General features: G+C 54.7%; 23 protein-coding genes and 1 rRNA gene. 13 read left to right on the top strand and 11 right to left on the bottom strand.

From position 1 onward, the window contains the following. Positions 1-501 precede the first annotated feature (501 nt). Entirely contained in the window at positions 502-1,935 is a 1,434-nt protein-coding gene (locus tag AC3CB2_RS00120; protein WP_352931694.1) for a sterol desaturase family protein, read from the top strand. A 9-nt stretch (positions 1,936-1,944) separates the two neighbouring features. On the opposite strand, the gene AC3CB2_RS00115 is transcribed toward AC3CB2_RS00120, so the two are convergent. Next, the gene (locus AC3CB2_RS00115) at positions 1,945-2,625 is read right to left on the bottom strand and encodes a cupin domain-containing protein (RefSeq protein WP_352931791.1); all 681 of its coding nucleotides are present in this window, start codon (positions 2,623-2,625) and stop codon (positions 1,945-1,947) included. Positions 2,626-2,811: 186 nt separating this feature from the next. Here AC3CB2_RS00115 and AC3CB2_RS00110 point away from each other — a divergent pair, with 186 nt between their 5' ends. After that, positions 2,812-4,074: a malonyl-CoA decarboxylase gene (locus AC3CB2_RS00110; RefSeq protein WP_352931696.1), complete on the top strand. Its 1,263-nt coding sequence runs from the start codon at positions 2,812-2,814 to the stop codon at positions 4,072-4,074. Here the strand turns inward: AC3CB2_RS00110 and AC3CB2_RS00105 are convergent. From AC3CB2_RS00105 to AC3CB2_RS00065, 9 genes are all read right to left on the bottom strand, one after another. Next, positions 4,071-5,609: an FGGY-family carbohydrate kinase gene (locus AC3CB2_RS00105; protein WP_352931698.1), complete on the bottom strand. Its 1,539-nt coding sequence runs from the start codon at positions 5,607-5,609 to the stop codon at positions 4,071-4,073. The two genes, AC3CB2_RS00110 and AC3CB2_RS00105, sit on opposite strands and share 4 nt — an antisense overlap. Then, a complete protein-coding gene (locus AC3CB2_RS00100; RefSeq protein ID WP_352931700.1) occupies positions 5,606-7,264 on the bottom strand; it encodes a glycerol-3-phosphate dehydrogenase/oxidase in 1,659 nt (552 codons plus the stop codon). Before AC3CB2_RS00100 ends, AC3CB2_RS00105 begins: the two co-directional genes overlap by 4 nt. A gap of 24 nt (positions 7,265-7,288) precedes the next feature. Further along, positions 7,289-8,914, bottom strand: a complete 1,626-nt coding sequence (locus AC3CB2_RS00095) for an FAD-binding oxidoreductase (protein ID WP_352931701.1) — start codon at positions 8,912-8,914, stop codon at positions 7,289-7,291. Positions 8,915-9,029: 115 nt separating this feature from the next. Then, positions 9,030-10,322 (bottom strand): nicotinate phosphoribosyltransferase, encoded by a 1,293-nt coding sequence (pncB, locus tag AC3CB2_RS00090; protein WP_352931703.1) that lies wholly within the window; start codon positions 10,320-10,322, stop codon positions 9,030-9,032. Continuing rightward, entirely contained in the window at positions 10,319-10,945 is a 627-nt protein-coding gene (gene pncA / locus AC3CB2_RS00085) for a bifunctional nicotinamidase/pyrazinamidase (RefSeq protein ID WP_352931705.1), read from the bottom strand. The genes pncB and pncA overlap by 4 nt, the downstream gene beginning before the upstream one ends. Before the next feature lie 234 nt (positions 10,946-11,179). After that, on the bottom strand, positions 11,180-12,238 hold the full coding sequence (locus AC3CB2_RS00080; protein ID WP_352931707.1) for a YeeE/YedE family protein: 1,059 nt from the start codon (positions 12,236-12,238) through the stop codon (positions 11,180-11,182). Between the two features lie 39 nt (positions 12,239-12,277). After that, the gene (locus AC3CB2_RS00075) at positions 12,278-12,628 is read right to left on the bottom strand and encodes an ArsR/SmtB family transcription factor (protein WP_352931709.1); all 351 of its coding nucleotides are present in this window, start codon (positions 12,626-12,628) and stop codon (positions 12,278-12,280) included. Between the two features lie 146 nt (positions 12,629-12,774). Then, a complete protein-coding gene (locus AC3CB2_RS00070; RefSeq protein WP_352931711.1) occupies positions 12,775-13,281 on the bottom strand; it encodes a GlcG/HbpS family heme-binding protein in 507 nt (168 codons plus the stop codon). A 65-nt stretch (positions 13,282-13,346) separates the two neighbouring features. Beyond that, on the bottom strand, positions 13,347-13,706 hold the full coding sequence (locus tag AC3CB2_RS00065) for a thioredoxin family protein (protein ID WP_352931713.1): 360 nt from the start codon (positions 13,704-13,706) through the stop codon (positions 13,347-13,349). A 78-nt stretch (positions 13,707-13,784) separates the two neighbouring features. On the opposite strand from AC3CB2_RS00065, the gene AC3CB2_RS00060 reads away from it, so the two are divergent. From AC3CB2_RS00060 to AC3CB2_RS00010, 11 genes are all read left to right on the top strand, one after another. Next, on the top strand, positions 13,785-14,522 hold the full coding sequence (locus tag AC3CB2_RS00060) for a cytochrome c biogenesis CcdA family protein (protein WP_174519226.1): 738 nt from the start codon (positions 13,785-13,787) through the stop codon (positions 14,520-14,522). 61 nt (positions 14,523-14,583) lie between these two features. Then, positions 14,584-15,156: a SoxW family protein gene (locus tag AC3CB2_RS00055; RefSeq protein WP_008552260.1), complete on the top strand. Its 573-nt coding sequence runs from the start codon at positions 14,584-14,586 to the stop codon at positions 15,154-15,156. 128 nt (positions 15,157-15,284) lie between these two features. After that, positions 15,285-15,743 (top strand): sulfur oxidation c-type cytochrome SoxX, encoded by a 459-nt coding sequence (gene soxX, locus AC3CB2_RS00050; RefSeq protein WP_008552156.1) that lies wholly within the window; start codon positions 15,285-15,287, stop codon positions 15,741-15,743. A 132-nt stretch (positions 15,744-15,875) separates the two neighbouring features. Further along, a complete protein-coding gene (gene soxY / locus AC3CB2_RS00045; RefSeq protein WP_352931716.1) occupies positions 15,876-16,310 on the top strand; it encodes a thiosulfate oxidation carrier protein SoxY in 435 nt (144 codons plus the stop codon). Between the two features lie 24 nt (positions 16,311-16,334). Next, positions 16,335-16,664 carry a thiosulfate oxidation carrier complex protein SoxZ gene (soxZ, locus tag AC3CB2_RS00040; protein WP_008552087.1) on the top strand — a complete coding sequence of 110 codons (330 nt, stop codon included), beginning with the start codon at positions 16,335-16,337 and terminating at the stop codon, positions 16,662-16,664. Between the two features lie 27 nt (positions 16,665-16,691). Further along, positions 16,692-17,534: a sulfur oxidation c-type cytochrome SoxA gene (gene soxA / locus AC3CB2_RS00035; protein ID WP_008552264.1), complete on the top strand. Its 843-nt coding sequence runs from the start codon at positions 16,692-16,694 to the stop codon at positions 17,532-17,534. A gap of 84 nt (positions 17,535-17,618) precedes the next feature. Then, entirely contained in the window at positions 17,619-19,301 is a 1,683-nt protein-coding gene (gene soxB / locus AC3CB2_RS00030) for a thiosulfohydrolase SoxB (RefSeq protein ID WP_352931718.1), read from the top strand. A gap of 39 nt (positions 19,302-19,340) precedes the next feature. Next, positions 19,341-20,606: a sulfite dehydrogenase gene (gene soxC / locus AC3CB2_RS00025; RefSeq protein ID WP_083841552.1), complete on the top strand. Its 1,266-nt coding sequence runs from the start codon at positions 19,341-19,343 to the stop codon at positions 20,604-20,606. Beyond that, on the top strand, positions 20,590-21,651 hold the full coding sequence (locus tag AC3CB2_RS00020; protein WP_352931721.1) for a c-type cytochrome: 1,062 nt from the start codon (positions 20,590-20,592) through the stop codon (positions 21,649-21,651). Before soxC ends, AC3CB2_RS00020 begins: the two co-directional genes overlap by 17 nt. Then, positions 21,648-22,460: a c-type cytochrome gene (locus AC3CB2_RS00015; RefSeq protein ID WP_208609027.1), complete on the top strand. Its 813-nt coding sequence runs from the start codon at positions 21,648-21,650 to the stop codon at positions 22,458-22,460. The genes AC3CB2_RS00020 and AC3CB2_RS00015 overlap by 4 nt, the downstream gene beginning before the upstream one ends. A gap of 56 nt (positions 22,461-22,516) precedes the next feature. Next, positions 22,517-23,782, top strand: coding sequence for an FCSD flavin-binding domain-containing protein (locus AC3CB2_RS00010; RefSeq protein WP_352931723.1), 1,266 nt, complete (start codon positions 22,517-22,519; stop codon positions 23,780-23,782). Between the two features lie 1,807 nt (positions 23,783-25,589). On the opposite strand, the gene rrf is transcribed toward AC3CB2_RS00010, so the two are convergent. Beyond that, positions 25,590-25,683 (bottom strand): 5S ribosomal RNA (rrf, locus tag AC3CB2_RS00005); the annotation flags it as partial.

The following is a 25,683-nucleotide window of genomic DNA, read 5'->3' as shown; positions in this document are numbered from 1 at the left end:
TTCTTATTGTTCAGAAAACTCTGTTTTCTAAGAACTACAGCCTTTGCTTTACTGCGCGCCCATACCCCGCATTCCCCTGGGTGTATGACCGAAAACCATGAAGGACAGCCAGCTAAGGTCCTTGAATAAAATTGGGGCCTAGCCAACAAGGCAGGCCCTACCCTGTAATTGTCACTTTTAACGCAAAAAAAATCATTTGCAGAAAAAATATTCAAAATGCGCTCAGTTGCCGCACTGTCATTTTCATTAGTTTAATTATATCAATATGTTGAACAACAATCATTTATGTTAGTTCTGCGTAAAACTCCGAAATTTCCTAAGAAAACCTGCAGATTGCACACTGCTGAAAGCCTCAGAATTGTGTTGTCAGCCCCTCTCTCTGCCTTTACGTTAAAGTCAACATAAGAGCCTTTGCAGACCTCACTCTGCAGAAACAGGCCAGCAGCTCTACGCTTTTTTGTTGCGCGGTTGTTCTTAAGACGCTGTGCGAGGGGGAATAAAATGGCAGAGTACAACATAACAGCGCTGGCTATTCCGCTGTTTCTGTTTTTTATGCTGATTGAGTATGCCTATCTGCGCCTGAACGGACGGGACTTACACCGGTTTAGCGACAACATCGCCAGCCTCTCCATGGGCATCTGCCTGCTGGTTTCAGATGCGCTGCTGAAAACCTTTACATTCTCGGTATTTATATGGGCCTGGTCCTCGTACCGGCTGTTTGACTTTGGTTCAGCCAGCTGGGTCACATGGGTGGTCTTCTTCTTTGGCGTGGACTTTTGTTATTATTGGTTCCACCGCATTGCCCACACCTACAACTTCCTTTGGGGCGCTCATGTGGGGCATCACCAGAGTGAGGAGTATAACCTGACCACAGCCCTGCGGCAGAGCGCGTTTCAGTATGCGTTTTCCTGGGTCTTCTATCTGCCTCTGGCCTTCCTTGGTTGCCCGCCGGAAGTGTTCCTTGTTCAGTTTATGCTGCTCAAAGCCTATCAGTTCTGGCTGCATACGCAGGCCATTGACCGTATCCCCCTGATGGAAGGGGTGTTTTCCACGCCCTCCAGCCATCGTGTCCACCACGCCAAGAACCCGATTTACATCGATAAGAACTTCGGCGGCACATTGGTAATCTGGGATCGGATGTTCGGCAGTTGGCAGCCGGAAGTCTCTGAACATCCTTGCCATTATGGCACCACAACACCGCTGAAAACATGGAACCCGGTGAAAGCCAACCTGCAGCACTGGTCTATGCTGTTCCGCGACAGCCTGCATACAGAAAGCTGGTGGGACAAGGTTCGTTTGTGGTTCAAACCAACTGGCTGGCGGCCAGAAGATCGGCGGCGTGTCTCCAACAAACTGCAGAAAACCGGCGTCTCCAACCGTCCTAAGTTTGATCCAGTCGTGTCTTCAACCACGAAGATTTATTGCGGTGTATCGTTTGCGCTGCTGGTGTTGCTGGTGACCATGTTCATTTTCCTTTCCCCGCAGCTGAGTGCCCGCGCACTTGCGTTTGGGGTTCTGCTCATTCTGGCAGGATTGGTGATGATCTCACAGTTTCTGGAAGGGAAGTTTCAGCTGCGATACGTCGAAGTGGTGCGTGTCCCTGCTCTGCTATGGTTCCTTGCTGTGCTTTGGACTCTGCCGATCTCGACGCAGGTCTCACAGCGACTGGATGTGGCACAGGATGCCTCACCCACGATCAAACTCTCTGAAGAAACAACACTTTCTGCGCTGCCATGGTTGGAAAAGCCAGCGGTTTTGGATGGCAGCACGCCAGCTGTGCAGCAGGTGACGTGGCATCCTGACAGGGAGCAAGGGCAGCTGGAATACACGCTGCGCTATGAGCTTTCTTCCTTTCCAGAACACGTGGCAAACATTCTGTCAGGCCGTAGTACACTGGAGGAAAGCAGCCGTCTTTGGCTTCAGGAACAGCTTTAGACTGCACAGTTACTCCCCATGGGGAGCTGTTACATAGGGAAGGTGTCCAGACTTGATCCAGAGTTTGGCACCATTCTCTCCAGCGGTGATGTTGAGGTTATAGCCAATCGGAACACGAAGCCAGGCATGCTTGGGCAACTGCTCTCCAGCTTCTGTGATAGCCCCTTCCAGCACGAAGATTTCCGCACCACCTTCCGCTTTCACAGAATGGCTTGCCCCTGCCTGCCAGTGTTCCATGCGAACGTTCTCACGCTCGTCCTGAAACAACGGGGAGACCGCAACGCCTTCGCGTGTAGCATCGTCAACGCGGCCAAGCTTGTTGGTGTCCACGCGCACATGGGTGCGGTCAGCAAGGTCGAACTGCCAGAGCTTGACGAGGATGGTGCAGCCGGGTTCAGAGGCTGGCGTGTGTTTGGATTCTGGTGGGTTGCGGATGTAGGAACCTGCTGGGAAATCCCCATGCTCATCCTGAAATACTCCCGCAAGAACAAAGAACTCTTCCCCGCCGGTGTGGACGTGCTCAGAGAAGTGGCTGCCGGGGGCGAAGCGAACAACGGTGGTCGCACGAGCAACTTCTTCGCCCAGGCGATCAAGTGGTCGGCGATCAACGCCTTTCATCGGGGACGCGACCCAAGGAATATCGTCACTGAACTCCACCACTCGCTTTGAAAAGTCACCGTTGATCTTCACTGATCCCTCCATCATCCAATGGTCCCCAGTTAAGCACAGTTGCAGCTCATTTACAGATGTCACGGTGCTATTAGGGATCACTTCATTGTTAAGCTGTTTGTTGCATTCCGTTCGTAGCAGTCCCTTGTTAGGCTTCCGGCGATTTTCTGATGCACTTTGCGCTGCGCAACTACAGGACGCCCTACCATGAGCCTGCTGGCAGATTTGCTTTCTACCCTTTTTGATCGTCGTTATGTTTTTATGGGCAAGCGGGATGAACGTCCGCTTACCGAGCTTTGCAATGCCTTGATGAGCAGTCAGGGAGATGTTTCTGGCGCGGCCATCGCCCACGAGATTCTGGATGGCTACGCCACGACAGATACTGAGGGAAAACGGGCGTTTTTTGAGTTTCTGAACAGTGAGATGGATATAGATCCAGACCAGCTGGAAAACGTTGTTTCCTCTTATAAAACAGAGCGGACGGAAGCGAACTACCGCAAGCTGGTGGAGGCTGCGGAGCCGAAGAGGCAGGAGCTGGCGCGGCGTCTTAATCAGGTGCCCGGAGCGACACATCAGCTGGTGCATATGCGCAAGGATCTGCTCGGTTTCATGAAAGACAAGCCGAATCTAGCCCGCACGGACGTGGACTTCCGGCACCTGTTTAATTCGTGGTTCAACCGGGGTTTTCTGGTGTTGCGGCCCATCAGTTGGGACAGCCCAGCGCAGATTTTAGAGAAGATCATCGCTTATGAGGCCGTGCATGCCATTGATAGCTGGGATGATTTACGCCGCCGCCTGCAGCCGGAAGACCGGCGCTGCTTTGCGTTCTTCCATCCTTCCCTCCCAGATGAACCGCTGATCTTTGTGGAAGTGGCGCTGACCAAGGGCATCCCCTCCTCCATTCAGGGCGTGCTTGCTGAGGAGCGGGATATTGTGCCGGTTGATGAGGTGGATACGGCGGTCTTCTACTCGATCTCCAATTGTCAGAGCGGGCTGGCGGGCGTTTCCTTTGGTAACTCTTTGATTAAGCAAGTGGTTCAGGACCTTTCACGAGAGCTGAGCCAGTTGAAGACGTTCGTCACACTGTCTCCTCTGCCAACCTTCTGCAAGTGGGCCAAAGAGCAGGAGATCGACATTCCGCAGAACGATGCAGCCCTGAAGGAGTTGGCAGCCTACTACCTTCTTGAAGGCAAACGCAGAGGGGATATGCCTTATGATCCAGTGGCGCGGTTCCACCTTTACAACGGTGCGCTGGTGCATGATGTGCATGTGAGTGCGGACACTTCAGAGAATGGTAATAAGCAATCGGCGGGTGTGATGGTCAACTATCTGTATGACCTGCAGAAGATCTCACAGAACCACGAAGTCTTTGCAAATAAAAAGGAAATCGTGGCATCTAAGCGCGTTCAGGCACTGGCGAAAGCTGGTGTGGTGCCAGCATCCTCGCAGCCGAAGAGCGATGTTGCCTAACCGGTAATTCGTCGGAGAGCTTTGTTGAGGGGAGCCAGTCTGCGCGGCATGGGCAGGTAGACTTCCTCGAACAGTTGTTTGTAGAGCTCAACAGTTTTCGGGTCTGGCTCAAACACCTCGTTCTGGCGCGTCATGGCTTGCATGGCCTGCGTGAAATCCGGGTGGATGCCAGCGCCGACGCTCGCTGCGATGGCAGCGCCCAAACCTGCGGTTTCGAAAGTGTGTGGGCGCTCGGTTGGCAGGCCGAAGATGTCAGCTGTGATCTGCATGATGGCATCGGATTGGGACCCACCGCCGGAGACGCGCAAGACCTTGATCTTCTCACCACTTTTGCGCTCAATCCGCTTCAGGCCGCGGCGCAGTTCCAGCGTAATGCCTTCGATGATTGCTCGGTAGATGTGGCCTCTGGTGTGCACGTCTCCAAATCCGATGATGGCGCCTTTCACAGGTGTGGAACGGCCATTGTCGCGGCCCCATTTGGGCAACAGTGTCAGGCCGTGTGACCCGGGCGGTGTGCTGTTGAGCAGGTCGTCGAAGAAGACTTCCACCGGGCTGCCGATCTCGCGGGCTTTTTCCTGCTCCGGGTGGCCAAACTCTTCTTTGAACCAATTGACCATCCAATAGCCGAGGATAACTGAAGCCTCTGGAGTGAACATGCGAGGGATACCACCGGCATAGGCTGGCAAGGGGCGCTCGACCTCGAAGTATTTCCTGGAGTGAATGGTTGCTGTTGCACGCGTGCCGTAGCTGAGGCAGCCGACGGAGGCGTCCACGGCACCGCAGCCAACAACTTCGCAGGCTTTGTCAGCGGCGGCTGAGATGACGGGTAGTCCTTCCGGCAGGCCGGTGTGCTGGGCGGCTTCTTCGCTGACGTAACCGATTGGTTTGCCGGGCTCGATCAGCTCTGGTAACTGAATGCGTTTGAAGGCAAAAAGCTTCCAGAGGAAGTGGTTGGCATTGGCCCATTGCTGCTTCTTGTAGTCGAATGGGATGTAACCAACCTGCGCGCCAGTGGAGTCGCGAAACAGGTCTGTCAGCTTGTAGTTGAGATAGCCGGAAACCTGCAGGAACTTGTAGGTCTTCTTCCAGATTCCAGGCTGGTTTACAGCGATCCAGTTGACCTCACACTCGCTGCGTACGCTCTTGATGGAGCGGGACAGGCCAGCAATGCCGAAGATGGTCTTCCAGAGCCATGGGAGCGGCTTTTGCTGGTCTTCGATACGCTCGTCCATCCATGTGATGGCAGGGCGCAGAGGGATGCCGCGTTCATCGACAGCAATCTGAGTGCCGCGTTGTGTGGTCACGCTCATGGCTTTAACGGCGGCGGAGTCTGCGCCTCTGTCCCACAGCTCACGGCAGCAGCGGCCCAGCAGCTCCCACAGGATAACCGGGTCAATCTCCGACCAGCCGGGGTTATCGCTTCGGTAATCCGTGATGGGCTTTTGCACTTTGGAGAGTAGCGTGCCATCCGGTGCAAAGAGTAAGGCGCGGATGCTTTGGCTGCCGCAATCGATGGCGAGGAGTGTTTCCGTCATCCTGCCACCACCTCATGCACCGCTTCCAGCTGCTTTGGTACCTGTGGCAATGGCAAGCTGTAGTGATCCCGCCAAATCTGCGTGTATCGCGACCACTCATCCTGCCATTTGTCCATGGACCACCCCAGTTTATCTCTCAGCCGCGTTTCCAGCTCTTGTACCAGTGCGGCTCCGCCCTCTTTCAACACTAAGCCAATTCGCGTGCGGCGCAAAAGGAGATCGTCCAGATGCACGACTTCTTCATGCATTATCGCCCACTCCAGTTCTGCCCATAGGCGGTTACTACCGCAAATGAGAGAGAAATCTGCCTTGGACGTTGCTGCAATAAGTGCAGGCAAATCAGAGCCATAGTAGCCTTTGAGCCGGTTCAGTTCTGCATCTGGTAGATCAGCGCAAAGGGCATCGTCAACGGTCTCTCCTTCAGGAGTGAACACATAATCACTCGCGGCTGAGGTGTCGGGTGCATTGAGGTACTCCGCGCAGGCTTCTAGTACCTGTCCGGCCATCACGCGGAAGGTGGTGAGTTTTCCGCCTGTGACGGTGATGGTGCCGTTATCGTCCCAAACAACATGATCGCGCTTGGCTTTGGACGGATGCAGTTCTTTCGGGTCCACACCTTCATTGCCCACGATGGGCCGGACACCGGACCACGTGGAGATGATGTCCACCTCTGAGAGCTTGGCACCGGGGAAGTTGTGGTTGGCACCTTTCAGAAGATAGGCGACTTCTTCTGGTGTGATTGCAGCTTCCAGATCAAGGTTTTCTGAGTGGTCCAGATCTGTTGTGCCGATCACGGTACGGCCCTGCCATGGGTAGATGAAGACGCCGCGCTTGTCCTGCGGGTGCAGATAGGTCAGGCATTGGTGCACCGGCATACGCCATGACGGCACAATGATATGGCTACCGCGTAAAGGACGTATACGCTTGTCTTGCCCGAGCTGGGCGCGCAATTCATCTGCCCACACACCAGTTGCGTTGACTACGGTTTTGGTCGAGATGGCAAAGACTTCGCGGGTTTCCTGATCCTGTACCTCAAGGACTTTCGGTTCTTCTCCCTCACTATGGATCATCTTTACAGCGGCGTAGTTGAGCGTGGTCGCTCCGCTTCTTCTGGCATCAGCGAGAACGCGCAGTACAAGGCGGCTGTCGTCTGTGAGAGCATCGGTATATTGGGCCGATCCGAGCAGTCCTTCCTCATTGAGGCCCGGCAGCGCGGCAATGGTCTGGTCGCGGTCCAGATATTTGTGGTCCCGCTTTTTGGCGAAGTAACCGTAGATGTTGAGGAGAACGGAGAAGGCCCGGCGGGTTGGAAACTGCTTTTCACGGAAGGGAAAGAGGTAGCTCATTGGCTCAATGAGACCCGGTGCTTCCTTCAGCAGTTTTTCGCGCTCACGCACGGATTCACGCGCTAGCCTGAACTCTCCCTGAGACAGATATCGAAGGCCGCCATGAACCATTTTGGAGGAACGGCTGGAGGTGCCCCATGCATAATCCTTCTGTTCCAGAAGCAGTACATCAAGGTCAGCTCTGGCAGCCATCAACGCAACACCGGCACCGGTGATGCCGCCGCCGACGACCACCATGTCCCAAGGCTTGCCACGCTCTGTCACAGATGCCAGCTTTTCCTGCCGGCTCACTTGCCTCATATTCCCCATTGCTCCCTCCTCTTGTTTTGAGAGCTACGCAGGTTCGGTGCTGCTTGCCATTTCTGAAGCGATCAGAACACCCGGATTCATGCGCTGATCCGGATCGAAGTTCTTGCTCAGGGCCTTAAGAGCGCTCATGCCCAACTCGCCTTTTTCTGCTGGCAGATATGGTGCATGGTCACGGCCTACGCCGTGCTGGTGACTGATGGTTCCCCCATGAGCTACCACAGTTTCTGAAGCCACTTTCTTGATGATCTTCCAGCGCTCCAATGTCTCTTCATAGGTGCTGGCAACCGGAAACAGATAGGTGGTGTAAGCGCTGGAGCCCTGCGGGTAGACGTGAGACAGGTGCGTGAAGGCAAACACAGGAATGCCCTGCTTTTTCAATGCACTGGTGACTTTCTGCTCAATCACGTTGATGTACGGGCGCAAGGCTGACCAATCCATGGCAGTCTCGAAGGTATCAACACCAACGCCATGCTCCCACAGTGGGTGGCGCAGGTATGGGCCTTTGAAGCGACCTTCCTTCCATTTGTCACCCAGCATCTTGGAGAGGATACGCTTCGCCCCGTGTTGTTTGAGATAAGCGGTCGCAAGCTTTTGATTGGCGGCAACCTGCTTCTTTGAGCCCGTCAGGCCAAAGGTAAGCATGCACTTCTGGTCCGTGAGGCCCTTCAATTTGAAAAGCATGTTGAGCTTGGAGAGCTTCTTTTCCGGCACAGCCAGTTTCAGGCTGACGTCAGTTTCCGTGGCATTGCTCAGGCGCATCATGGAGAGCGGGATGCGGCCTTGCGTGATTGCCTGAATGGCAGCCACTCCGCTTTCCCAATCCGGCATGAAAACCGTATAGAACTGCTCCGTCTCAGCCAGAGGCGTGACGCGCAATTTTACTTCCGTGAGGATGCCAAGAGTGCCTTCTGAGCCGAGAACCATTTCTCGCAGGTCAGGACCAGCTGAGGAGGCTGGAAGGCTTGGGATTTCCAGCGTGCCTTTTGGAGTTTCCAGTGAGCCGCCAGCAAAGAGCTGCTCGATACGCCCGTAGCGCAAGGATTGCTGGCCGGAGGAGCGCGTAACCACCCAACCACCTGCCGTAGAAAGTTCGAAGCTTTGCGGGAAGTGGCCGAGGGTGTAACCGATGGCCGCCAGTTGTGCTTCCAGATCTGGTCCGCGCACGCCTGCCCCGAAGGTGGCGATCTGGCTTTCCTTGTCGAAGTCCAGCAGGCGGTTCATGCGGGTGAGCGCAACGGTGATCTGCGGCTTCTCACTGACGGGACATGCCAGATGGCCTGCCACAGAGGTTCCACCGCCATAGGGAACCAGGATGAGATCCTGCTGCGCCGCCCACGCCATGAGGTCACGCACCTGCTGAGAGGTTTCCGGGAATGCCACTGCATCCGGAATGTTTTCAAACGCACCGCTGCGCATTTGCAGCCAGTCAGGAAAACTCTGGCCTGCTGCATGTCTGATGCGGGTCTCAGAAGACGTGTCCAGTAAGGGATGATCGGGTGCGCGAGAAGGAGGAACGCGTTCAAGTGCCTCTTGCAAGCTGGCATCCGGTAGAGGCTTGGTTTCGCCTAAAAGCTCTGCAATCAAGGCTTTAGCAAAATCCGCCAGCTCCGCCTGGTGCGTGTCATCGCCCCAACCGTTCCATCTTCTCATCTTTGTCGCTCCCCCACACGTATAAACTGTGCTGCGTGACGCATGCTACACAGAGTTTACGCATAGGGAAACTATGCAATTGGATTATTTTAAGCGCTGTCTAATACAGGCGGGGTCAGACAAGGACCTTCTGGCGCTTTTGCTCTCCCACCCCGAAAACGCGCTTGTAGCGGTCGATTTCTTCCCTTGGGCCCATGGCCTTGTTGGGGTTATCGGAAAGTTTCACCGTTGGTTTGCCATTCACTGAGACAGCTTTACAAACAAGAGAGAACGGTGCCAAGGCATCGTCAGGCACAAGACCGCGGAAGTCGTTGGTGAGCATCGTGCCCCAACCGAAGCTGCAACGCACGCGTCCGTGGAACTTCCGCTGCAGGTGAGCAATCATGCCTTCATCGAGACCATCAGAGAAGATCACGCGCTTTCTGGTTGGGTCTTCGCCGCAAGCTTCCCACCATTTGATGGCCGCTTCTGCGCCTTTGACGGGGTCGCCGCTGTCGATACGAATGCCAGTCCAGGAAGATAGCCAGCTTGGCGCGCGCTCAAGGAAACCTTCTGTACCATAGGTATCTGGCAGGATGATACGGAGGTTGCCGTCGTGCTCTTCCTGCCAGTCTTTGAGAACCTGAAACGGTGCTTCGGCCAGCTCTTCATCGGTTTCCGCCAGTGCAGAATAGACCATTGGCAGCTCATGGGCGTTGGTGCCGATAGCTTCCACTTCGCGGCGCATTGCGATCAGGCAGTTAGAGGTGCCGACAAACTTCTTGCCGAGGCCTTCCATCATGGCCTGCACGCACCAGTCCTGCCACAGAAAGGAGTGACGGCGGCGTGTGCCGAAGTCTGCCAGAGACAAGTCATCGATCTTGCGCAGGCACTCGACCTTTTCCCAGAGCTTGGTCATGGCGCGGGCGTAGAGAACCTGCAGCTCGAACCGACCCATGTTTTTCAGTACGGCCCGGGAGCGCAACTCCATAAGGACAGCCAGAGCCGGGACTTCCCAAAGCATGACAGCAGGCCAGTCGCCTTCAAAAGTCAGTTCGTACTGGTCGTCTTTGACTTCCAGGTGATAAGGCGGCAGGCGGAGGTTTTCGAACCACTCCACGAACTCGGCGCGGAACATGGAGCGCTTGCCGTAGAACATGTTACCGCGCAGCCATGTGCTCTCACCACGAGACAGGGAGAGCGTGCGGATGTGATCCAGCTGATCGCGGAGTTCCTTCTCATCAATGAGCTTTGCCAGCGGGATGTGCTGCGCGCGGTTGATGAGGCTGAAGGTGACCTGTGTGTTCGGCTTGTTCAAAAACACCGACTGCGCCATGAGCAGCTTGTAAAAGTCGGTGTCGATCAGAGAACGAACAATCGGGTCGATCTTCCAGTTGTGATTGTAAACGCGGGAGGCAATATCGATCATTGTGCAACCATCTCGCCGGAAAACTTGACGCCGTGGCTTTGCATTTCGTCCAAGGCCTCTTTGAGGGAGCCATTCAGGTCAATCGCTCGGCAGGCATCCAGATGGACGATAACGTTGAAGCCCTGCTTGGCCGCATCTACCGCAGAAAAGCGCACGCAGAAATCGGTAGCCAAACCAACCATGTGCAGCGTGTCGACACCGCGCTCGCGCAGGTATCCGGACAGGCCTGTAGAGGTGGTGTGGTCATTCTCGAAGAATGCGGAGTAGCTGTCGATGTGTGGGCGGAAGCCTTTGCGGACGACAAGGTCGGCACCGTCGGTTTTCAGGTCTTTGTGGAACGCAGCGCCCTGGGTGCCCTGCACGCAATGGCTTGGCCAGAGGACTTGCGGGCCGTACGGCATTTCAGTCATTTCGTAGGGCTGTTTGCCCTCGTGATTATCCGCGAAGGACTTATGTTCCTGCGGGTGCCAGTCCTGTGTGAGGACTTTGACGGCAAACTCATTTTGCAGCTCATTGACAAGGGGGACGATCTGCTCGCCGTGTTCAACAGCCAGAGCTCCGCCCGAACAGAAATCGTTCTGAATATCAATCATAATCAGAGCTTCGTTGGTCGGTCGTGTCATAGTTGTTTCCTGTAGGCGTTGAGAGGTCCTGTCTAAGTTCGCAAAGCAAAATGCGAGGACGTGTAGATACACCGAAGTGGCCAGCGCGAAATATTGCGATAATCTCCGCCAAACTCAAGCAAAATATGCGGGATTAAGCAGCAACCAGAGGTAAAATCTATAATTTGTGCACTGTGTGTCTTAGCCGCCTTACTTCAAGGGCAGCTTTGTGCACAAGTGGCTGGCGTACCTACGTCAAGATTGCTGTTTCCAGAAGGCAAACTGGAAGCCGACAACCAGCTGGCGCAATCCGATTGCGGCTCCAGCGATGATAGAGAGCATCACGACTGGGGCGCTGACGGCGAGCGTGGAGAAGGCAGAGATGCCCTGCCCGATTGTGCAGCCCAGAGCGATCACACCGCCGGTTCCCATCAGGAAACCACCGAGGATCTGGCGGCGGAGTTCGCGCGGGTCGTCACAGGCTTCCCATCTGAAGTGACCTTTGATGAGGGAGCCGAGGAAGGCGCCGCTGAGGACGCCAACGACAGAGCCAACGGCGAAAGACAGGCCGCCACCGGATGCTGTCATGAGATACATGAGGGTATCGCCTACCGGGACCGTAAAGGAATGGCTGGCGACGCGGATTTCCTCAAAGCTTTCCTCAAACAGATAGCTAGTCGCGACCCAGCCGAGGAGGATCGCGAAGGCGACGGCCAGGGAGGAAATGATGGCGCGGGGGCTCTTGAGGAACTCTTTGCTGCCGATGGCGAACAGGGCAATGGCTCCTGCGACCACAAGGGCGATAGTAAGTTCGGAGAGAGCCAGTTTTTCTGCCAGAACGTGGGCGATGCCAGTGGTGCTTGCTTCTGCGGTCTCAACCGGAAACAGGAGGACACGCAAGTAAGCGGTTGGTCCACCGACGGCCATGGCCGCTGAGATGGCGATGACCAGTGAGAGCACGAAGTAGCGCATATCACCGCCGCCAAGACGGGCCAAAGCGCCGTAGCCGCAGGAGCCTGCGATGGCCATGCCGTAGCCGAACATCAGGCCACCGACGATGCATGCCAGCGGGTTCCAGCTTTGGGTGAGGTAGATGGTCTGGTCCAGTGCAATCAAGCCCTGATCTGCCAGCAGAAATGTGGATGCGATGGAGGTGGCAATGGCGAAGGCCCACATGCGCATGCGCAGCCATTCTTTGCCGTAGAGTGCGTCTTCAATTGCGCCAAGTGTGCAAAAGCGGCCCAGTCGTGCAGCAAGGCCAAGCAGAACACCACCCGCAAGGCCTGCGAGTGCCGCCAGAATATCCTCGGACATTTGATCCCTCCCAAGACCAAAACACCGGAGCTTCAATTATTACTTGTTGTCGTTGTTTTCTTCGGCGCAGAACAACTCGAAAATCAGGTCCAGGACCCTTTGTGCGCGCTCATCTTTGAGGCTGTAATAGACTGCCTTTCCGTCCCTTCGGCAATTTACCAGACCGTCCAAGCGTAATCGTGCAAGCTGTTGACTGACCGCAGACTGACGAGACGACAGAAGCTGCTCCAGCTCTGTTACTGACTTTTCGCCGGTAACGAGATGACACAGGATCATCAATCGGCCTTCGTGTGTCAATGCTTTCAGGAAATCAGTTGCATCCTTGGCATGGTTGACCATGCGTTCGATGTCTTCTTCTTTCATCCCACGTTCGATCATGGGTATAGCCATTAAACCAGATCCTGCACAACATTCGGAACGGAATGAGCAAGGTCAGCTATAGTTGAAAAAATTAAAGCTGACCCTGGAGCACACCTATTGAGTGGTGGCATACGCTGAATGCAATCGTTTTTCAACCATTGCACTGCGAATACCTCTTAGAAGTCGAGCAAATCCGAGATTTCCTCTAGGCCACTTTGGGCACATTCTTCATCAATTTTTGGAGAGGGTGCTCCGGAAACACCAATTCCCCCAACGATAGCTCCGGCAGATTCGATCGGAAGACCTCCACCCAGCGCAACGGCACCCGGAATGTCACGCAAGCCCGCGGAGAGGTTGCCAGCCTTGATCTCTTCCTGAATTTCCAGAGTGGAACCGCGGAAGCTGACTGCTGTCCATGCTTTACCGCGTGCTGTGTTGACGGTGTGGACACCAGCGTAGCGGTCGCGAATGGCTGACTGTGTCTGGCCGAAGCGGTCCACTACGACAGCAGAGATCTGATAGCCACCTTCACGGCAGGCTTCCATAGTGGCGACTGCAAGCTTCATTGCTATTTCCGGCTTCAGAGATTTGAAGCTGACAAAGGCAGATTCATCTTCTGCCTGCGCAACGCTGAAACCTGCGGTCATGACAAGCAAAGCCGCCCCTGTGATGAATGATTTCATGGAGTTCTCCCAACTGAATAGAGCCCCGGACTTGTCCGGGGAAGATGAAATTCTTTTCAATATTGTTATTGAGCTGACTGAAGCATCTGGTTCAGGGCGGGGTAGAAGAAGTCTTCTCCCGGGTAGCCTTCAATCCGCTGGACTTCGGCACCGTCAATCAAAAGAATAAAGGTTGGCGTGAAGCGCGCTTTGCTTTTCAGCGACACGCCCTTTGGGAGCGGATCATCGATGTCCATGCGCATCAAAGGGGCCTTTTGCCCCTCCTCTGTTTTGCTATAGGCACCACCGATTTCATCTTCCCAGCGCTCACACCAAGGACAGATTTCATCCTCTACCAGCAGCAGTTTTGTGTCTGCGCTGGCTGCCTGAGCACTGCTGAATGTAAGGGCGAGAATGACAAATGAGATCCAACCAAAATTGCTCATGATATCCACGATTGACAATTTAAAATCTATGATATCTAAATATTCTAATAATAGAATGTGTTTTTAGCAAGTGCCCATATGTATCCAGATCTAACTATAATCGCTGCGGGAAGTGCGGGTCTTCTCTCGTTTCTCTCGCCCTGTATTTTGCCCATTGTTCCGTTCTACCTTTGCTACATTGCCGGCATTGGAATGAACGAACTTTCCGGTGATGGGGTTACGCCTGCCATTCAACGACGCGTTGTTTTTACGTCGTTTTTCTTTGCTGCAGGCATCCTCACAATCTTCGTTGGCCTTGGTGCGACGGCGACTGTTTTCGGTCAACTGCTGCGTGACTGGTTTGATGTGCTGCGGTACATCGCGGCGGCGGTGATCTTTATTTTAGGGCTGCATTTTGTCGGTATCATCCGGCTCAATCTGCTGCTGAGAGAAGCCCGATTGGACAGCTCTTCTGCCCCTGCGGGAATCATCGGCGCGTATCTCGTCGGTCTGGCTTTTGCCTTTGGCTGGACCCCGTGTGTTGGTCCTGTTCTGGCAACCATTTTGTTTACCGCCGGTGCCAGTGATGACGTTTCGCAGGGCATGTTGCTGCTGTTTGCTTATGGTGTTGGCATGACACTGCCGTTCATTCTGGCAGCTGTATTTTCAAAACCATTTTTGAGCTTCATGGGCCGTTTTCGGAAGTATCTCGGTGCAATCGAAAAAGGCATGGGCGTTCTTTTGATTGTTTTCGCGGTGTTGATTGGGACGAACACCGTTTCCTGGATTGCAGAGCAAATGATCGAGTATGCGCCAGGACTGACATCTTTAAGCTGAGGCGTATCTGTTTCTGAGACCCTGCCGGGTCTTGCGGACAGGTACGTTATGGGAGGGATCGATGCTTAAGAAATTTGTGCTTGCTGCTGCGATGGTATTCGCCAGCATGACTATGAGCTTTGCTGAGGTTGGAGAGGACGGTCTTCACAAACAGCCATGGCTCCGCCTTACCTTCAAAGACCTGAGAGAAGACCTTGCCGCTGCCAATGAGGAAGGCAAACGCATGGTTATTCTCTTTGAGCAACGCGGCTGCATCTACTGCTCGCGTTTGCATGAGAATGTCTTCAGCGACGGGGAGGTTCGCAAGTTCATCGAAGACAACTACTTTGTGGTGCAGATGAACCTGTTTGGCGACGAAGAGGTGACGGACTTCGATGGGGAAGTTCAAACCGAAAAAAACATCGCCCGCAGATGGGGCGTTGTGTTCACCCCGACCTTCCTGTTCCTGCCTGAAGAGGTGGAGGACGGCAAGACAGCAGGCACTGCATCCGTGCAGACCATGCCGGGCTCCTTTGGCAAATGGACCACGCTGAACATGCTCCGCTGGGTCAAACAGAAGGGCTATGAGGGCGACGAACATTTTCAAAAATTTCATGCACGTGAATTTTTGAAACAAAAAGCAGCCTCAGAATAGCGTTTTCACTCAATTAGTTAGACTAAGGTTCATATATTAACATATTCAATTATGTGAATTTTAAGTTGAGTGTTTCTACGTACCTGAGTAGCATAAAAATATTGAATCGCTGTAATTGGGAGGGAGCAATGAAGGCGATTGCCAAAACTATAGCGGCTGCAACGCTGCTAATTTCTGGGAGTGCCGTTGCCGGGGTTGTTGCTCCAGGTGACGTTCAATTTGTCGAGGCAGCAGTGCCGGTCTCCTTGACCGGTGTTGCAGGTGATCCGGCCAAAGGACGGGAATGGTTCGCCAATCGCAAGCTGGGTAATTGCCTTGCCTGCCACGCCAATGATGATCTTGCTGAAGAGCAGTTCCACGGAGAGATAGGTCCGTACCTTGAGGGTATCGGAGACACCTATACCGAAGCAGAACTGCGGGCGATTGTTATCAACTCGAAGGAAGTCTTCGGGGACGCGACGATCATGCCTGCCTTCTACAAGACCGATGGTTTGAACCGCGTGGCAAAGAAGTTTGCGGGAAAGACAATTCTTTCAGCCGAACAAGTTGAAGACATCGTCGCTTATCTGGCGACCTTGAAGGAATAGGCAGGATTGCCCTGGGTGTGCTGCGGTCCTGAGCGGTCGCGCACCACACTCAAAATTATTGCTCAAGCGTATCGTTTGCCGAACCATTCTTCGCGCTTTCCGGCGATACGCTCCAAGGAGGACTTTTTGAAAATGACTGTTACCAGACGTGAAGCGCTTGGTCTTGCAGTAGGAGGCGCAGCAGCCCTAACGACACTGCGCTTTACCGCGCCAGCTTTCGCAGCAGGCAAAGCTGTTGAAGATGCAATTCTGGAGTTCACCGGCGGTGCAACGCCAGGAAGCGGTGACATCACCATTGGCGCACCAGAGATTGCTGAGAACGGAAACACTGTTCCGATTGAAGTCTCCGCGCCGGGTGCTGCCTCCATCATGCTGCTTGCAGCTGGCAACCCAAGCCCGGGTGTTGCGACCTTCCACTTCAGCGCTCTTTCCGGTGCGCAGGAAGCCAAGACCCGTATTCGCCTTGCGAAAACACAGGACATTATCGCTGTTGCGAAGATGCAGGACGGTTCTGCCATCACAACCAAGCGCAGTGTCAAAGTCACCATTGGTGGCTGTGGCGGTTAATCAGAAAGGCATCGGGAAAACAACATGGCAAAGGTTAAACCACGCGTAAAAGTGCCTAAGAAGGCAAGCGCCAACGAGGTCGTGACCATCAAGACACTGATCTCGCACCCAATGGAATCCGGTCAACGCAAGGACAAGAAAACTGGCGAGGCCATTCCTCGGAAGATCATCAATAAGTTTGCGGCCACCTTTAATGGTGAGCCAGTGTTCATGGCAAACATTGAGCCATCCGTCTCTGCAAACCCCTACATCGAATTTCAGATGCGGGTACCAGAGTCCGGTTCAGTTCGCTTTGAATGGACTGATGATGATGGCTCCGTCTACGACTTGGAAAAGAAGATCACGGTAGCCTAACGAGCCATTCTTTGGGAGGAGAAGGGTATGAAAAGGACGGTTTCTATACTCGCTGGGGGGCTTCTCTGTGGCGTACTTAGCACAGCTGCACTTGCCGATGACGGACGCGAACTTGTCATCGACGGGGAGACCATAGCAACAACAGCAGTCGCAGCGGATGACCATCCGCTGGACGAGATCATTTCCGGCTGGCGGTTCCGCTCCGCTGAAACTCAGGCGCTGCAGATGGATGACTTTGAGAATCCTGCGTTTGTGGCCATTGAGTATGCTGAGGAGATTTGGGAGACACCTGCCGGAACATCCAACAAGTCCTGCGCGGACTGTCATGGGGATGCAGACAGCTTTGCTGGTTTGCGCACCAAGCTGCCGCGCTGGAATGACGAGATGGGCAAACCTGCCACGATGGAAATGCTGATCAATGCCTCCATCGAAACGCATCAGGGAGCCGAACCATGGAAATGGGAAAGCGCCGAGATGCTGGCGATGACGGCCATGATCGGGTTGCAATCCCGCGGCATGCCGGTTGCTTTGGAGACCGATGGCCCGATGGCTGATTGGATCAAGAAGGGTGAAGAGCTTTACTACACCCGGGTTGGCCTGCTGAATATGGCTTGTGCCAACTGCCATGAAGACAATTACGGCAACATGATCCGCGCTGACCATTTGAGTCAGGGACAGATCAACGGTTTCCCGGTGTATCGCCTTAAATGGGGTGGTCTGGGCTCCATTCACCGCCGCTTCAAAGGCTGTATGGATCAGGTGCGTGCTGAACCTTACAAGCGCGGCAGTGATGAGTTTATTGCCTTGGAAGCTTACGTGGCTTCTCGCGGAATGGGACTTTCAGTCGAAACCCCATCCGTTCGTAACTAAGCGATTTTGGAGGTTGCTCATACGCAGCAACCTCCTGATCTAAAACAATTTTCGAAATTCATATAACCTACGGAGGGTGCGGAGATGATCTCGCGCCGTGATTTCTTGCAGGCTGGTGTCGCTGCAGCCGCGATTTTTGGGGCTGGTAATTTTCCAGTTCTGGCCGCGCGTCAGGCCCTGACGCAGAACCAACTTCTGGACTTCAAAACCACCGGCAATGTGACCATCATCCACTTTACGGATTGTCATGCGCAGGTGAAGCCGATCTGGTTCCGCGAGCCCTCCGTGAACATTGGTGTGGGTGCGCAGAAAGGTTTGCTGCCTCATATCACCGGGCAAGATCTTCTGAATGCGTTCAACTACCAGACCGGCACACCGGAAGCTTATGCGCTGACCTCTGAAGACTTTGTCTCACTGGCCCGCAGCTACGGCAAGATGGGCGGGCTGGACCGGGTGTCCACCATCGTGAAGGCGATCCGCTCGGAGCGTCCGGATGCGCTGTTTTTGGATGGTGGGGATACCTGGCACGGTTCCATGACAGCGCTGAAGACGGATGGTCAGGACATGGTGAACCTGATGAACGCGTTGAACCCGGATGCGATGACCTCGCACTGGGAGTTCACCTACGGCATTGATCGGGTGAACGAGATCGTTGAAGAGCTGCCCTTCCCGTTCCTGGGGGCCAACATCTTTGACAGTGAGTGGGACGAACCGGCATTCGAGCCCTACAAGATTTTCGAGCGTGGCGGAGCCAAGGTTGCCGTGATTGGTCAGGCCTTCCCGTACATGCCGATTGCCAATCCGGGCTGGATGTTCCCGAACCTTTCCTTCGGTATTCGCGAGGCGCGGATTCAGGAGATGGTGGAGGAAGTGAAGCAGGAAGGCGCTGATGTTGTTGTCTTGCTCAGCCACAACGGCTTTGACGTGGACCGCAAGGTGGCGCAGCAGGTTTCCGGCATTGATGTGATCCTGAGCGGTCACACTCATGATGCGGTGCCGGAGCCGGTGAAAGTCGGTAAGACCATGATCATCGCGTCTGGTTCCAACGGCAAATTTGTCTCCCGCCTGGATCTGGACGTGGACAAGAACGGCATCAAGGACTTCACCTACAAGCTGATCCCGGTGTTCTCCGATGTGATCGATCCAGATCCTGAGATGGCAGCTCTGATTGAGAAAGAGCGGGCGCCGTTCAAGGAGGAGCTGGAAGAAGTCATCGGCACCACCGACAGCCTGCTTTATCGCCGCGGTAACTTCAACGGCACGTGGGATGATCTGATCTGTCAGGCGCTGATTGAGGAGCGGGATGCGGATATCGCCCTGTCTCCGGGCTTCCGCTGGGGACCATCCCTGCTGCCGGGCGACAACATCACCCGCGAAGACATCCACAACGCCACCAGCATGACCTATCCGAATGCGTATCGCACCGAGATGACCGGTCAATACCTGCATGAAATTTTAGAGGACGTGGCCGACAACCTGTTCAACCCAGATCCGTATTACCAGCAGGGTGGCGACATGGTGCGTGTGGGCGGCATGGGCTACTCCATCGACGTTTCCAAGCCCGTGGGTGAGCGCGTTTCCAACATGACGCTGCTGAAGACCGGCGAGACCATTGATCCTGCCAAGACCTACGTGGTTTCGGGCTGGGCCTCTGTTGGAGAGGACACGGAAGGCCCTGAGATCTGGCAGGTGGTTGAAGATTACATCAGCCGCAAAGGCACCATCACAATGGACCCCAACTCTACAGTTCGCGTCACAGGCGTGTGAGGCGAGCACCTTTAGATTTTGAGATGACGAGTAATTGACATGAGTGAAAGACTAAAGTCACCTACCCGCCGAAACCTCCTGAAAGGCGGGGCCTTGCTGAGTGGAGCTGCCTTGACTGGCGCTGCGCTTCCGGCCCGGGCTGATGATCCGGCCATTACCAATCTACAGCCCTGGATGCAGGAGCTGGGCGATGGTGTGGATGCAATGCCTTATGGCATGCCCTCCAAGTTTGAGGCGCATGTGAAGCGGCGCACCGTGGAATGGCTCACCGCTGATCGCGTCAGTTCCATCAACTTCACCCCGTTGCACGAGCTGGACGGCATCATCACCCCGAACGGCCTGTGCTTTGAACGCCACCACGGCGGGGTGGCGCATGTTGATCCGGCACAGCACCGCCTGATGATCAACGGTCTGGTGGACAAGGAACTTGTCTTCACCATGGAAGACATCCTGCGCTTTCCGCGTGAGAACCGGGTGTACTTTCTGGAATGCGCTGCCAACTCCGGCATGGAATGGCGCGGCGCTCAGCTCAATGGCTGTCAGTTCACGCATGGCATGATCCATAACGTGATGTACACCGGCGTTCCTTTGCGGTTGCTGCTGGAAGAAGCCGGGCTGAAGACCAACGCCAAGTGGCTGATGCCGGAAGGCGCTGATGCCTCTGCCATGACCCGCTCCATTCCTTTGCAGAAAGCACTCGACGACTGTCTGGTCGCCTTCAAGATGAACGGTGAAGCGCTGCGCCCTGAGCAAGGTTATCCGTTGCGTCTGGTGGTTCCGGGTTGGGAAGGCAACATGTGGATCAAGTGGCTGCGTCGCATCGAGGTGGGCGATGAGCCATGGCACCACCGCGAAGAGACCTCCAAGTACACTGATCTGATGGAGAACGGTAAGGCGCGACGGTTTACCTGGGAAATGGACTGTAAGTCCGTCATCACCAACCCAAGCCCGCAGGCCCCTATCCTGCACAAGAGCGGTCACACCATCATCTCCGGTCTGGCATGGTCCGGGCGCGGCACCATTCCACGGGTGGACATTACGCTGGACGGCGGCAAGAACTGGCATGCAGCCAGAATGGACGGCCCAAGCTTCGACAAGTCCATGCATCGCTTCTATTTTGAGTTTGACTGGGATGGAAAGCCACTACTGCTGCAATCCCGCGCGCACGATTCCACCGGCTACGTACAGCCAACAAAAGATGAGCTTCGCGCTGTTCGCGGCGAAAACTCCATCTACCACAACAACGGAATCCACACCTGGTACGTTGGCGAAAATGGTGAGGCGGAAAATGTTGAAATTTCTTAGTGTTCTGGCAACAGGAACGCTGTTGCTCACCTCAGCTGCGACAGCTGGTTCCTTCAATCTTGGCCGTGCAGCAACCCCTGCTGAGGTGGCGGCCTGGAACATCGACGTGCGTCCTGATGGACAGGGTTTGCCTGCCGGGCGCGGAAACGTGGAGCAAGGCGAAGAGATTTTCGCTGAACGCTGCGCTGTCTGCCACGGTGACTTTGCCGAGGGTGTTGATCGCTGGCCGGTGCTTTCTGGCGGTGACGGCACGCTGACCTCTGAGCGACCGGTTAAAACCATCGGCTCTTATTGGCCATACCTGTCCACCGTGTTCGATTACGTGAACCGCGCCATGCCGTTTGGCGAAGCGCAATCGCTCAAGCCGGATGAAGTTTACGCCATCACCGCCTTCCTGCTTTATGCCAATGATCTGGTGGAGGATGACTTTGAACTGAGCAAAGAGAACTTCACCTCCGTTCGCCTGCCCAATGAAGACGGGTTTTACATGGACGATCGTGAGGAGTCGCCTGTCTTCAAAAAACGCGAAGTCTGCATGAAGGACTGTAAAGCGGAGGTGAAGATCACCGCGCGGGCTCAGGTTCTGGATGTGACACCGGAAGAAACCAAGGCCGCAGAGGAAGCTGCAGCAGCACCTGAAGCCCCCAAAGCTGAAGAGGTTGCCTCAGCAGAGCCAGCACAGGCTGCCGAACCTGCTCCTGCACCAGAACCAGTGGCCCTTGATGAGGCGCTCATCAAGCAAGGCGCTAAAGTCTTCAAGAAGTGTAGAGCCTGCCATCAGGTTGGAGAGAAAGCCAAGAACAAGGTCGGGCCGATCCTGAACGACATTATCGGTCAGCAGGCGGCTGTGGTTTCCGGCTTCAAGTATTCCAAGGCGCTGAAACAGCTCAATGGGGACGGTCTTGTCTGGTCCGATGAAAATCTGGATGCCTTCCTGACCAAGCCGAAGAAATTTGTGAAAGGGACAAAGATGTCGTTTGCCGGCCTTAAGAAGGAGAAAGACCGCGTTGCGCTCATTGAGTTCCTGAAGAGCCACTCCCAATGAGAGCCACGATACCTGCTCTCTTGAAGCAGTTTGCTATATCCCCGAGTGTAGCAAACTGCTTCCCACTCTCAGTGCTGCGTGCCCTGCACACAAAAACTCCTGCCAGTTTTCGCAGGTTCGCAGCCTCCAGCCTCGTTGCGCTTGGTTTCCTGTCAGGGGCGATATCTATTGCCTCTGCGCAGGATGTTGCGCGTGGTGAGCGCCTGTTCAACGCCTGCCTGCGCTGTCATGATGTTGGCAAGGATGCCAAGAACCGCATCGGGCCTCATCTGAATGGGGTATTTGACCGCAAGGCTGCCAGCATTGAAGGCGCCAAATACTCCAAAGCCATGAAACGCGCCGGAGCAGATGGCCTGCGCTGGAACATCGACACGCTGAACATTTACATTCAAAATCCGAAGAACCTGGTTTCGGGCACGCGTATGAATTACCGGGGCATGAGAAAAGAGAAGGATCGCTCAGATCTTCTTGCTTACTTGCGCCAGTTCTCCGTCAGCCCGGCTAACATTCCAGAAGCATCTGCCAGCCTTTTGAAACAGGATGCCCCGAGCATTCATGAGGAAGCTTATCTGGACGGAGATGCGGAATATGGCGAGTATCTTTCTTCTGAATGTACCAGTTGCCATCAGTCCAGCGGAGCAGACAAAGGGATCCCTGCTATCACAGGCTGGCCGCAACCGGATTTTGTGATTGCTTTGCGCGCTTATAAGAAAGGACACCGGCCCCATCCCGTTATGCAGATGATCGCCAAGCGGCTCTCAGAGGAGGAGATCGCGGCTCTGGCGGCTTATTTCAAGGGCCTGGATTAAGGCACTCGCCCATTTAACAGCGGGTGCTACCAATATTTTTAGGGAGGAATTGACTTATGATTTTGAACCGACGTCGTTTTCTGGGAACAGCTGCTGCCGGTGCAGCGCTCTTGTCCTCCCCGATGGCTTTGGGGCAAAAGCGACCACGTGTCGTCATTGTTGGCGGCGGTGCTGGCGGGGCAACAGCTGCACGCTATATCGCCAAGGATTCCAAAGGCGCGATTGAAGTGATCCTGATCGAGCCTTCCCGCACCTATTACACCTGCTTCTTCTCCAACCTTGCCATTGGCGGCTTCCAGCCCATGTCCAATCTGGCACATTCCTACGGAAAGCTGGCAAGCGAGTATGGCGTGACTGTCGTGCACGACTGGGCCTCTGCCGTTGACCGGGAGAAAAAGGAAGTCCGTCTTGCAGGCGGCGATGCGATTTCCTACGATCGGTTGGTTCTGTCGCCTGGTATCGACTTTATCAAAGATTCCATTGAAGGCTGGGATGTGACTGCGCAGACCAAAATGCCTCACGCCTACAAAGCCGGTACGCAGACCCAGTTGCTGAAGGCTCAGATTGAGGCCATGCCAGAGGGTGGAACCTTCGCCATGGTTGCGCCGCCTAACCCGTACCGCTGCCCTCCCGGCCCTTATGAGCGCATCTCTATGGTCGCCCATGTGCTGAAGCAGCGTAATCCAACCGCCAAGATCCTCATTCTTGATCCAAAAGAGAAGTTCTCCAAGCAGGGTCTGTTCATGGAAGGCTGGGAGACACACTATCCCGGAATGGTCGACTGGCTGACGGATGAGTTCACCGGCGGTGTGCAGCGCGTTGATCCCGCCACCATGGAAGTGGTGATGGAGGATGAGACCGTCAAAGCGGATGTGGTGAACGTGATTCCACCGATGCAGGCTGGCAGCATTGCACAGCAGGCTGGTCTGACCAATGAGAAGGGCTGGTGCCCAATCGTTCCGGCAACACTGCAGAGCCAGATGGATGAAAACATTCACGTGCTTGGCGATGCGACCCAGAACGGCGACATGCCCAAGTCCGCCTATTCCGCCAACAGCCAGGCCAAAGCCGCCGCCATGGCCATCCGCCATGCACTGACCAGCTCCCGCGCCTTCAAACCACGCTTCTCCAACACCTGCTGGTCTCTGATCTCCACGGACAACGGCGTGAAAGTGGGGGCAAGCTACGTGGCCACTGATGAGAAGATCGCTAAGGTGGACGGCTTCATCTCCCAAAACAACGAGGACGACGCCCTGCGCAAACAGACTTATGAGGAAAGTTTGGGTTGGTACGCCGGGATTACCACGGATATGTTTGGGTAACGGGAGAAGAGGCAAGCGGGGCGCTCTGGGATGGGCGCCTCGTGATTACTGACACGACCCCTCTATTGCGCAGTATTGCGCCGGATGTTGACTACGGTCAGAATCTGCAGCGGCAGCAGCCTGAGGGGAGCACTCTAATCGGCACAGCCTTGATGCCGATGTCAGTCCTCGCCGTTACACAGGCTGACGACTGTGAGTACATCACAGATGGTAGAGTTCTGGTGGCAGGAGCAAAGAGGATAAGTCTCAGCAGACAGGATCGCCAGTGCCTGGGACTATGAGTTCAACATTCACTAGCTTACATGCCCTCTCAACTGGGCTTGTGTTCTCACAGACCAACCTTGTCTTTCTGCCAGTTATTCCCGCTATATCACCGCACAGTTATAGAGGCTCATGAGAACCTGACGGCAAGGTACGGGGATAACTTAATTCACGGTGCAAAACTGTCAGCCTGAACAAACGGTTCATTTACCTGCATAGTCCTCCTGTCCGGCACTCATCCCGTCAACTCAACAGAGCTTCTTCTGTTGCTCAGGCACACACATTCCCAACCGATCAACGCAGTTGGAACGCAAATCTTTCAAACGAACGCACATAGCAACGCAAAGCTGCATTGATCCTCAAAAAGGTGCATGATGACTGTTGCAGGTTCGTTCACGCAACCGATCACAGCCTCGCAGGTTGCAGCACGGCCGGTACCTGCTCCCCTGCTTAACTGCAACCGAGTCAGCCGTCCTCTTTTACCTGCAGGCCTCTTTACACCAGCCTCCGACCGGACTGGCATTTTGATAACATCACATCTTCAATCTTTCAGGAATGTCGTCCTTCTCTCCAAGAACCAGCAGCACGTGCCTCGCACTGGTCTCGCCCATCTACCGTACATGCTGATGTTAGCGGTCCAACTGGGCAGAATCGCAGATCACAACCAGCTGTCTAAGCGCTTAGCGTCGCTCCAAGAGAAGCACACTCAGTTCAGGAGCTAAAGGGTGCTCCTGCGATCTGGCAGTTTACTCGCACGGACACGTTGGCAATGCTCGTTTCCTCCAAGCAAATCCCATGCACGCTGCCATCACCTTCAGAATCCAATGGCGTACTTAAGCCCTCAGGCCCTCCATGTAACCTTGCCTACACGCCTTCTATTGATGCCACGCGAAGTTCTTGCTTTATGTAGATCTCCGCGCTCTCACCTCATTCCCAGCTGGATAAAGGCCTGAAGACCAGCCCCACACAACAACACGCATAGCCAGGCCAGATGCCAGCACTGCTAGCTCACACCAACAACCCAGCCCTTCCACCAAATGCCCAAACCAAATCCAACTCAAGCCCCAACTTCACACCAATCGCAAACCGGAACCCGTTTCCAACCACCAACTCGCCAGCACCAAAGTCTCAAGGAGAACATTACGGGAATAGACCACGACCAAAACACGCTCCATCCTCCAACCATGCAGCATCACAGACGGATAAGTCCGGGTTCTTTGACAAATGAAGAATGTTTTCCGGGGAAGCAGGCAGCCCAGCCCGAGGAGAAGGCGGATCATTCCACCCAAGCTCAATTGAAATGCACCAACGCGCGACAAGAACGACGGCGTACATGGTTCCAAACTGCTTCTTGAAGAGTTGCCAGTGCGGTCAGCTTTAGAGTCTTAGACTTATCAGATGTTTCCGCTGAAGAGGGATATTCGGGCTTATTCCGCTCACCTCGTCTGTCTCTAGACGCAGAAAAGCCCCCGTGCTGTGTGCATTGGGGGCTTTTATGTGATCTGGTGTTCTGTTTTATTTTGATGAGATTGTGTGTCTTATTCATGCCCGGCGGCGCCCTACTCTCCCGCGTCTTAAGACGAAGTACCATTGGCGCAGGGGCGTTTCACTTCCGAGTTCGGGATGGGATCGGGTGGGGG

The sequence above is a fragment of the Pseudovibrio sp. SCP20 genome, from assembly GCF_057774105.1.
This window is presented reverse-complemented; position numbering and strand designations above follow the sequence as displayed.

Excerpts from the sequence above, each read along its gene's own strand:
- AC3CB2_RS00120 (WP_352931694.1), top strand. The coding sequence starts at position 502 with ATGGCAGAGTACAACATAACAGCGCTGGCTATTCCGCTGTTTCTGTTT.
- AC3CB2_RS00110 (WP_352931696.1), top strand. The coding sequence starts at position 2,812 with ATGAGCCTGCTGGCAGATTTGCTTTCTACCCTTTTTGATCGTCGTTAT.
- AC3CB2_RS00105 (WP_352931698.1), bottom strand. The coding sequence starts at position 5,609 with ATGACGGAAACACTCCTCGCCATCGATTGCGGCAGCCAAAGCATCCGC.
- AC3CB2_RS00100 (WP_352931700.1), bottom strand. The coding sequence starts at position 7,264 with ATGGGGAATATGAGGCAAGTGAGCCGGCAGGAAAAGCTGGCATCTGTG.
- AC3CB2_RS00095 (WP_352931701.1), bottom strand. The coding sequence starts at position 8,914 with ATGAGAAGATGGAACGGTTGGGGCGATGACACGCACCAGGCGGAGCTG.
- pncB (WP_352931703.1), bottom strand. The coding sequence starts at position 10,322 with ATGATCGATATTGCCTCCCGCGTTTACAATCACAACTGGAAGATCGAC.
- pncA (WP_352931705.1), bottom strand. The coding sequence starts at position 10,945 with ATGACACGACCGACCAACGAAGCTCTGATTATGATTGATATTCAGAAC.
- AC3CB2_RS00080 (WP_352931707.1), bottom strand. The coding sequence starts at position 12,238 with ATGTCCGAGGATATTCTGGCGGCACTCGCAGGCCTTGCGGGTGGTGTT.
- AC3CB2_RS00075 (WP_352931709.1), bottom strand. The coding sequence starts at position 12,628 with ATGGCTATACCCATGATCGAACGTGGGATGAAAGAAGAAGACATCGAA.
- AC3CB2_RS00070 (WP_352931711.1), bottom strand. The coding sequence starts at position 13,281 with ATGAAATCATTCATCACAGGGGCGGCTTTGCTTGTCATGACCGCAGGT.
- AC3CB2_RS00065 (WP_352931713.1), bottom strand. The coding sequence starts at position 13,706 with ATGAGCAATTTTGGTTGGATCTCATTTGTCATTCTCGCCCTTACATTC.
- AC3CB2_RS00060 (WP_174519226.1), top strand. The coding sequence starts at position 13,785 with ATGTATCCAGATCTAACTATAATCGCTGCGGGAAGTGCGGGTCTTCTC.
- AC3CB2_RS00055 (WP_008552260.1), top strand. The coding sequence starts at position 14,584 with ATGCTTAAGAAATTTGTGCTTGCTGCTGCGATGGTATTCGCCAGCATG.
- soxX (WP_008552156.1), top strand. The coding sequence starts at position 15,285 with ATGAAGGCGATTGCCAAAACTATAGCGGCTGCAACGCTGCTAATTTCT.
- soxY (WP_352931716.1), top strand. The coding sequence starts at position 15,876 with ATGACTGTTACCAGACGTGAAGCGCTTGGTCTTGCAGTAGGAGGCGCA.
- soxZ (WP_008552087.1), top strand. The coding sequence starts at position 16,335 with ATGGCAAAGGTTAAACCACGCGTAAAAGTGCCTAAGAAGGCAAGCGCC.
- soxA (WP_008552264.1), top strand. The coding sequence starts at position 16,692 with ATGAAAAGGACGGTTTCTATACTCGCTGGGGGGCTTCTCTGTGGCGTA.
- soxB (WP_352931718.1), top strand. The coding sequence starts at position 17,619 with ATGATCTCGCGCCGTGATTTCTTGCAGGCTGGTGTCGCTGCAGCCGCG.
- soxC (WP_083841552.1), top strand. The coding sequence starts at position 19,341 with ATGAGTGAAAGACTAAAGTCACCTACCCGCCGAAACCTCCTGAAAGGC.
- AC3CB2_RS00020 (WP_352931721.1), top strand. The coding sequence starts at position 20,590 with ATGTTGAAATTTCTTAGTGTTCTGGCAACAGGAACGCTGTTGCTCACC.
- AC3CB2_RS00015 (WP_208609027.1), top strand. The coding sequence starts at position 21,648 with ATGAGAGCCACGATACCTGCTCTCTTGAAGCAGTTTGCTATATCCCCG.
- AC3CB2_RS00010 (WP_352931723.1), top strand. The coding sequence starts at position 22,517 with ATGATTTTGAACCGACGTCGTTTTCTGGGAACAGCTGCTGCCGGTGCA.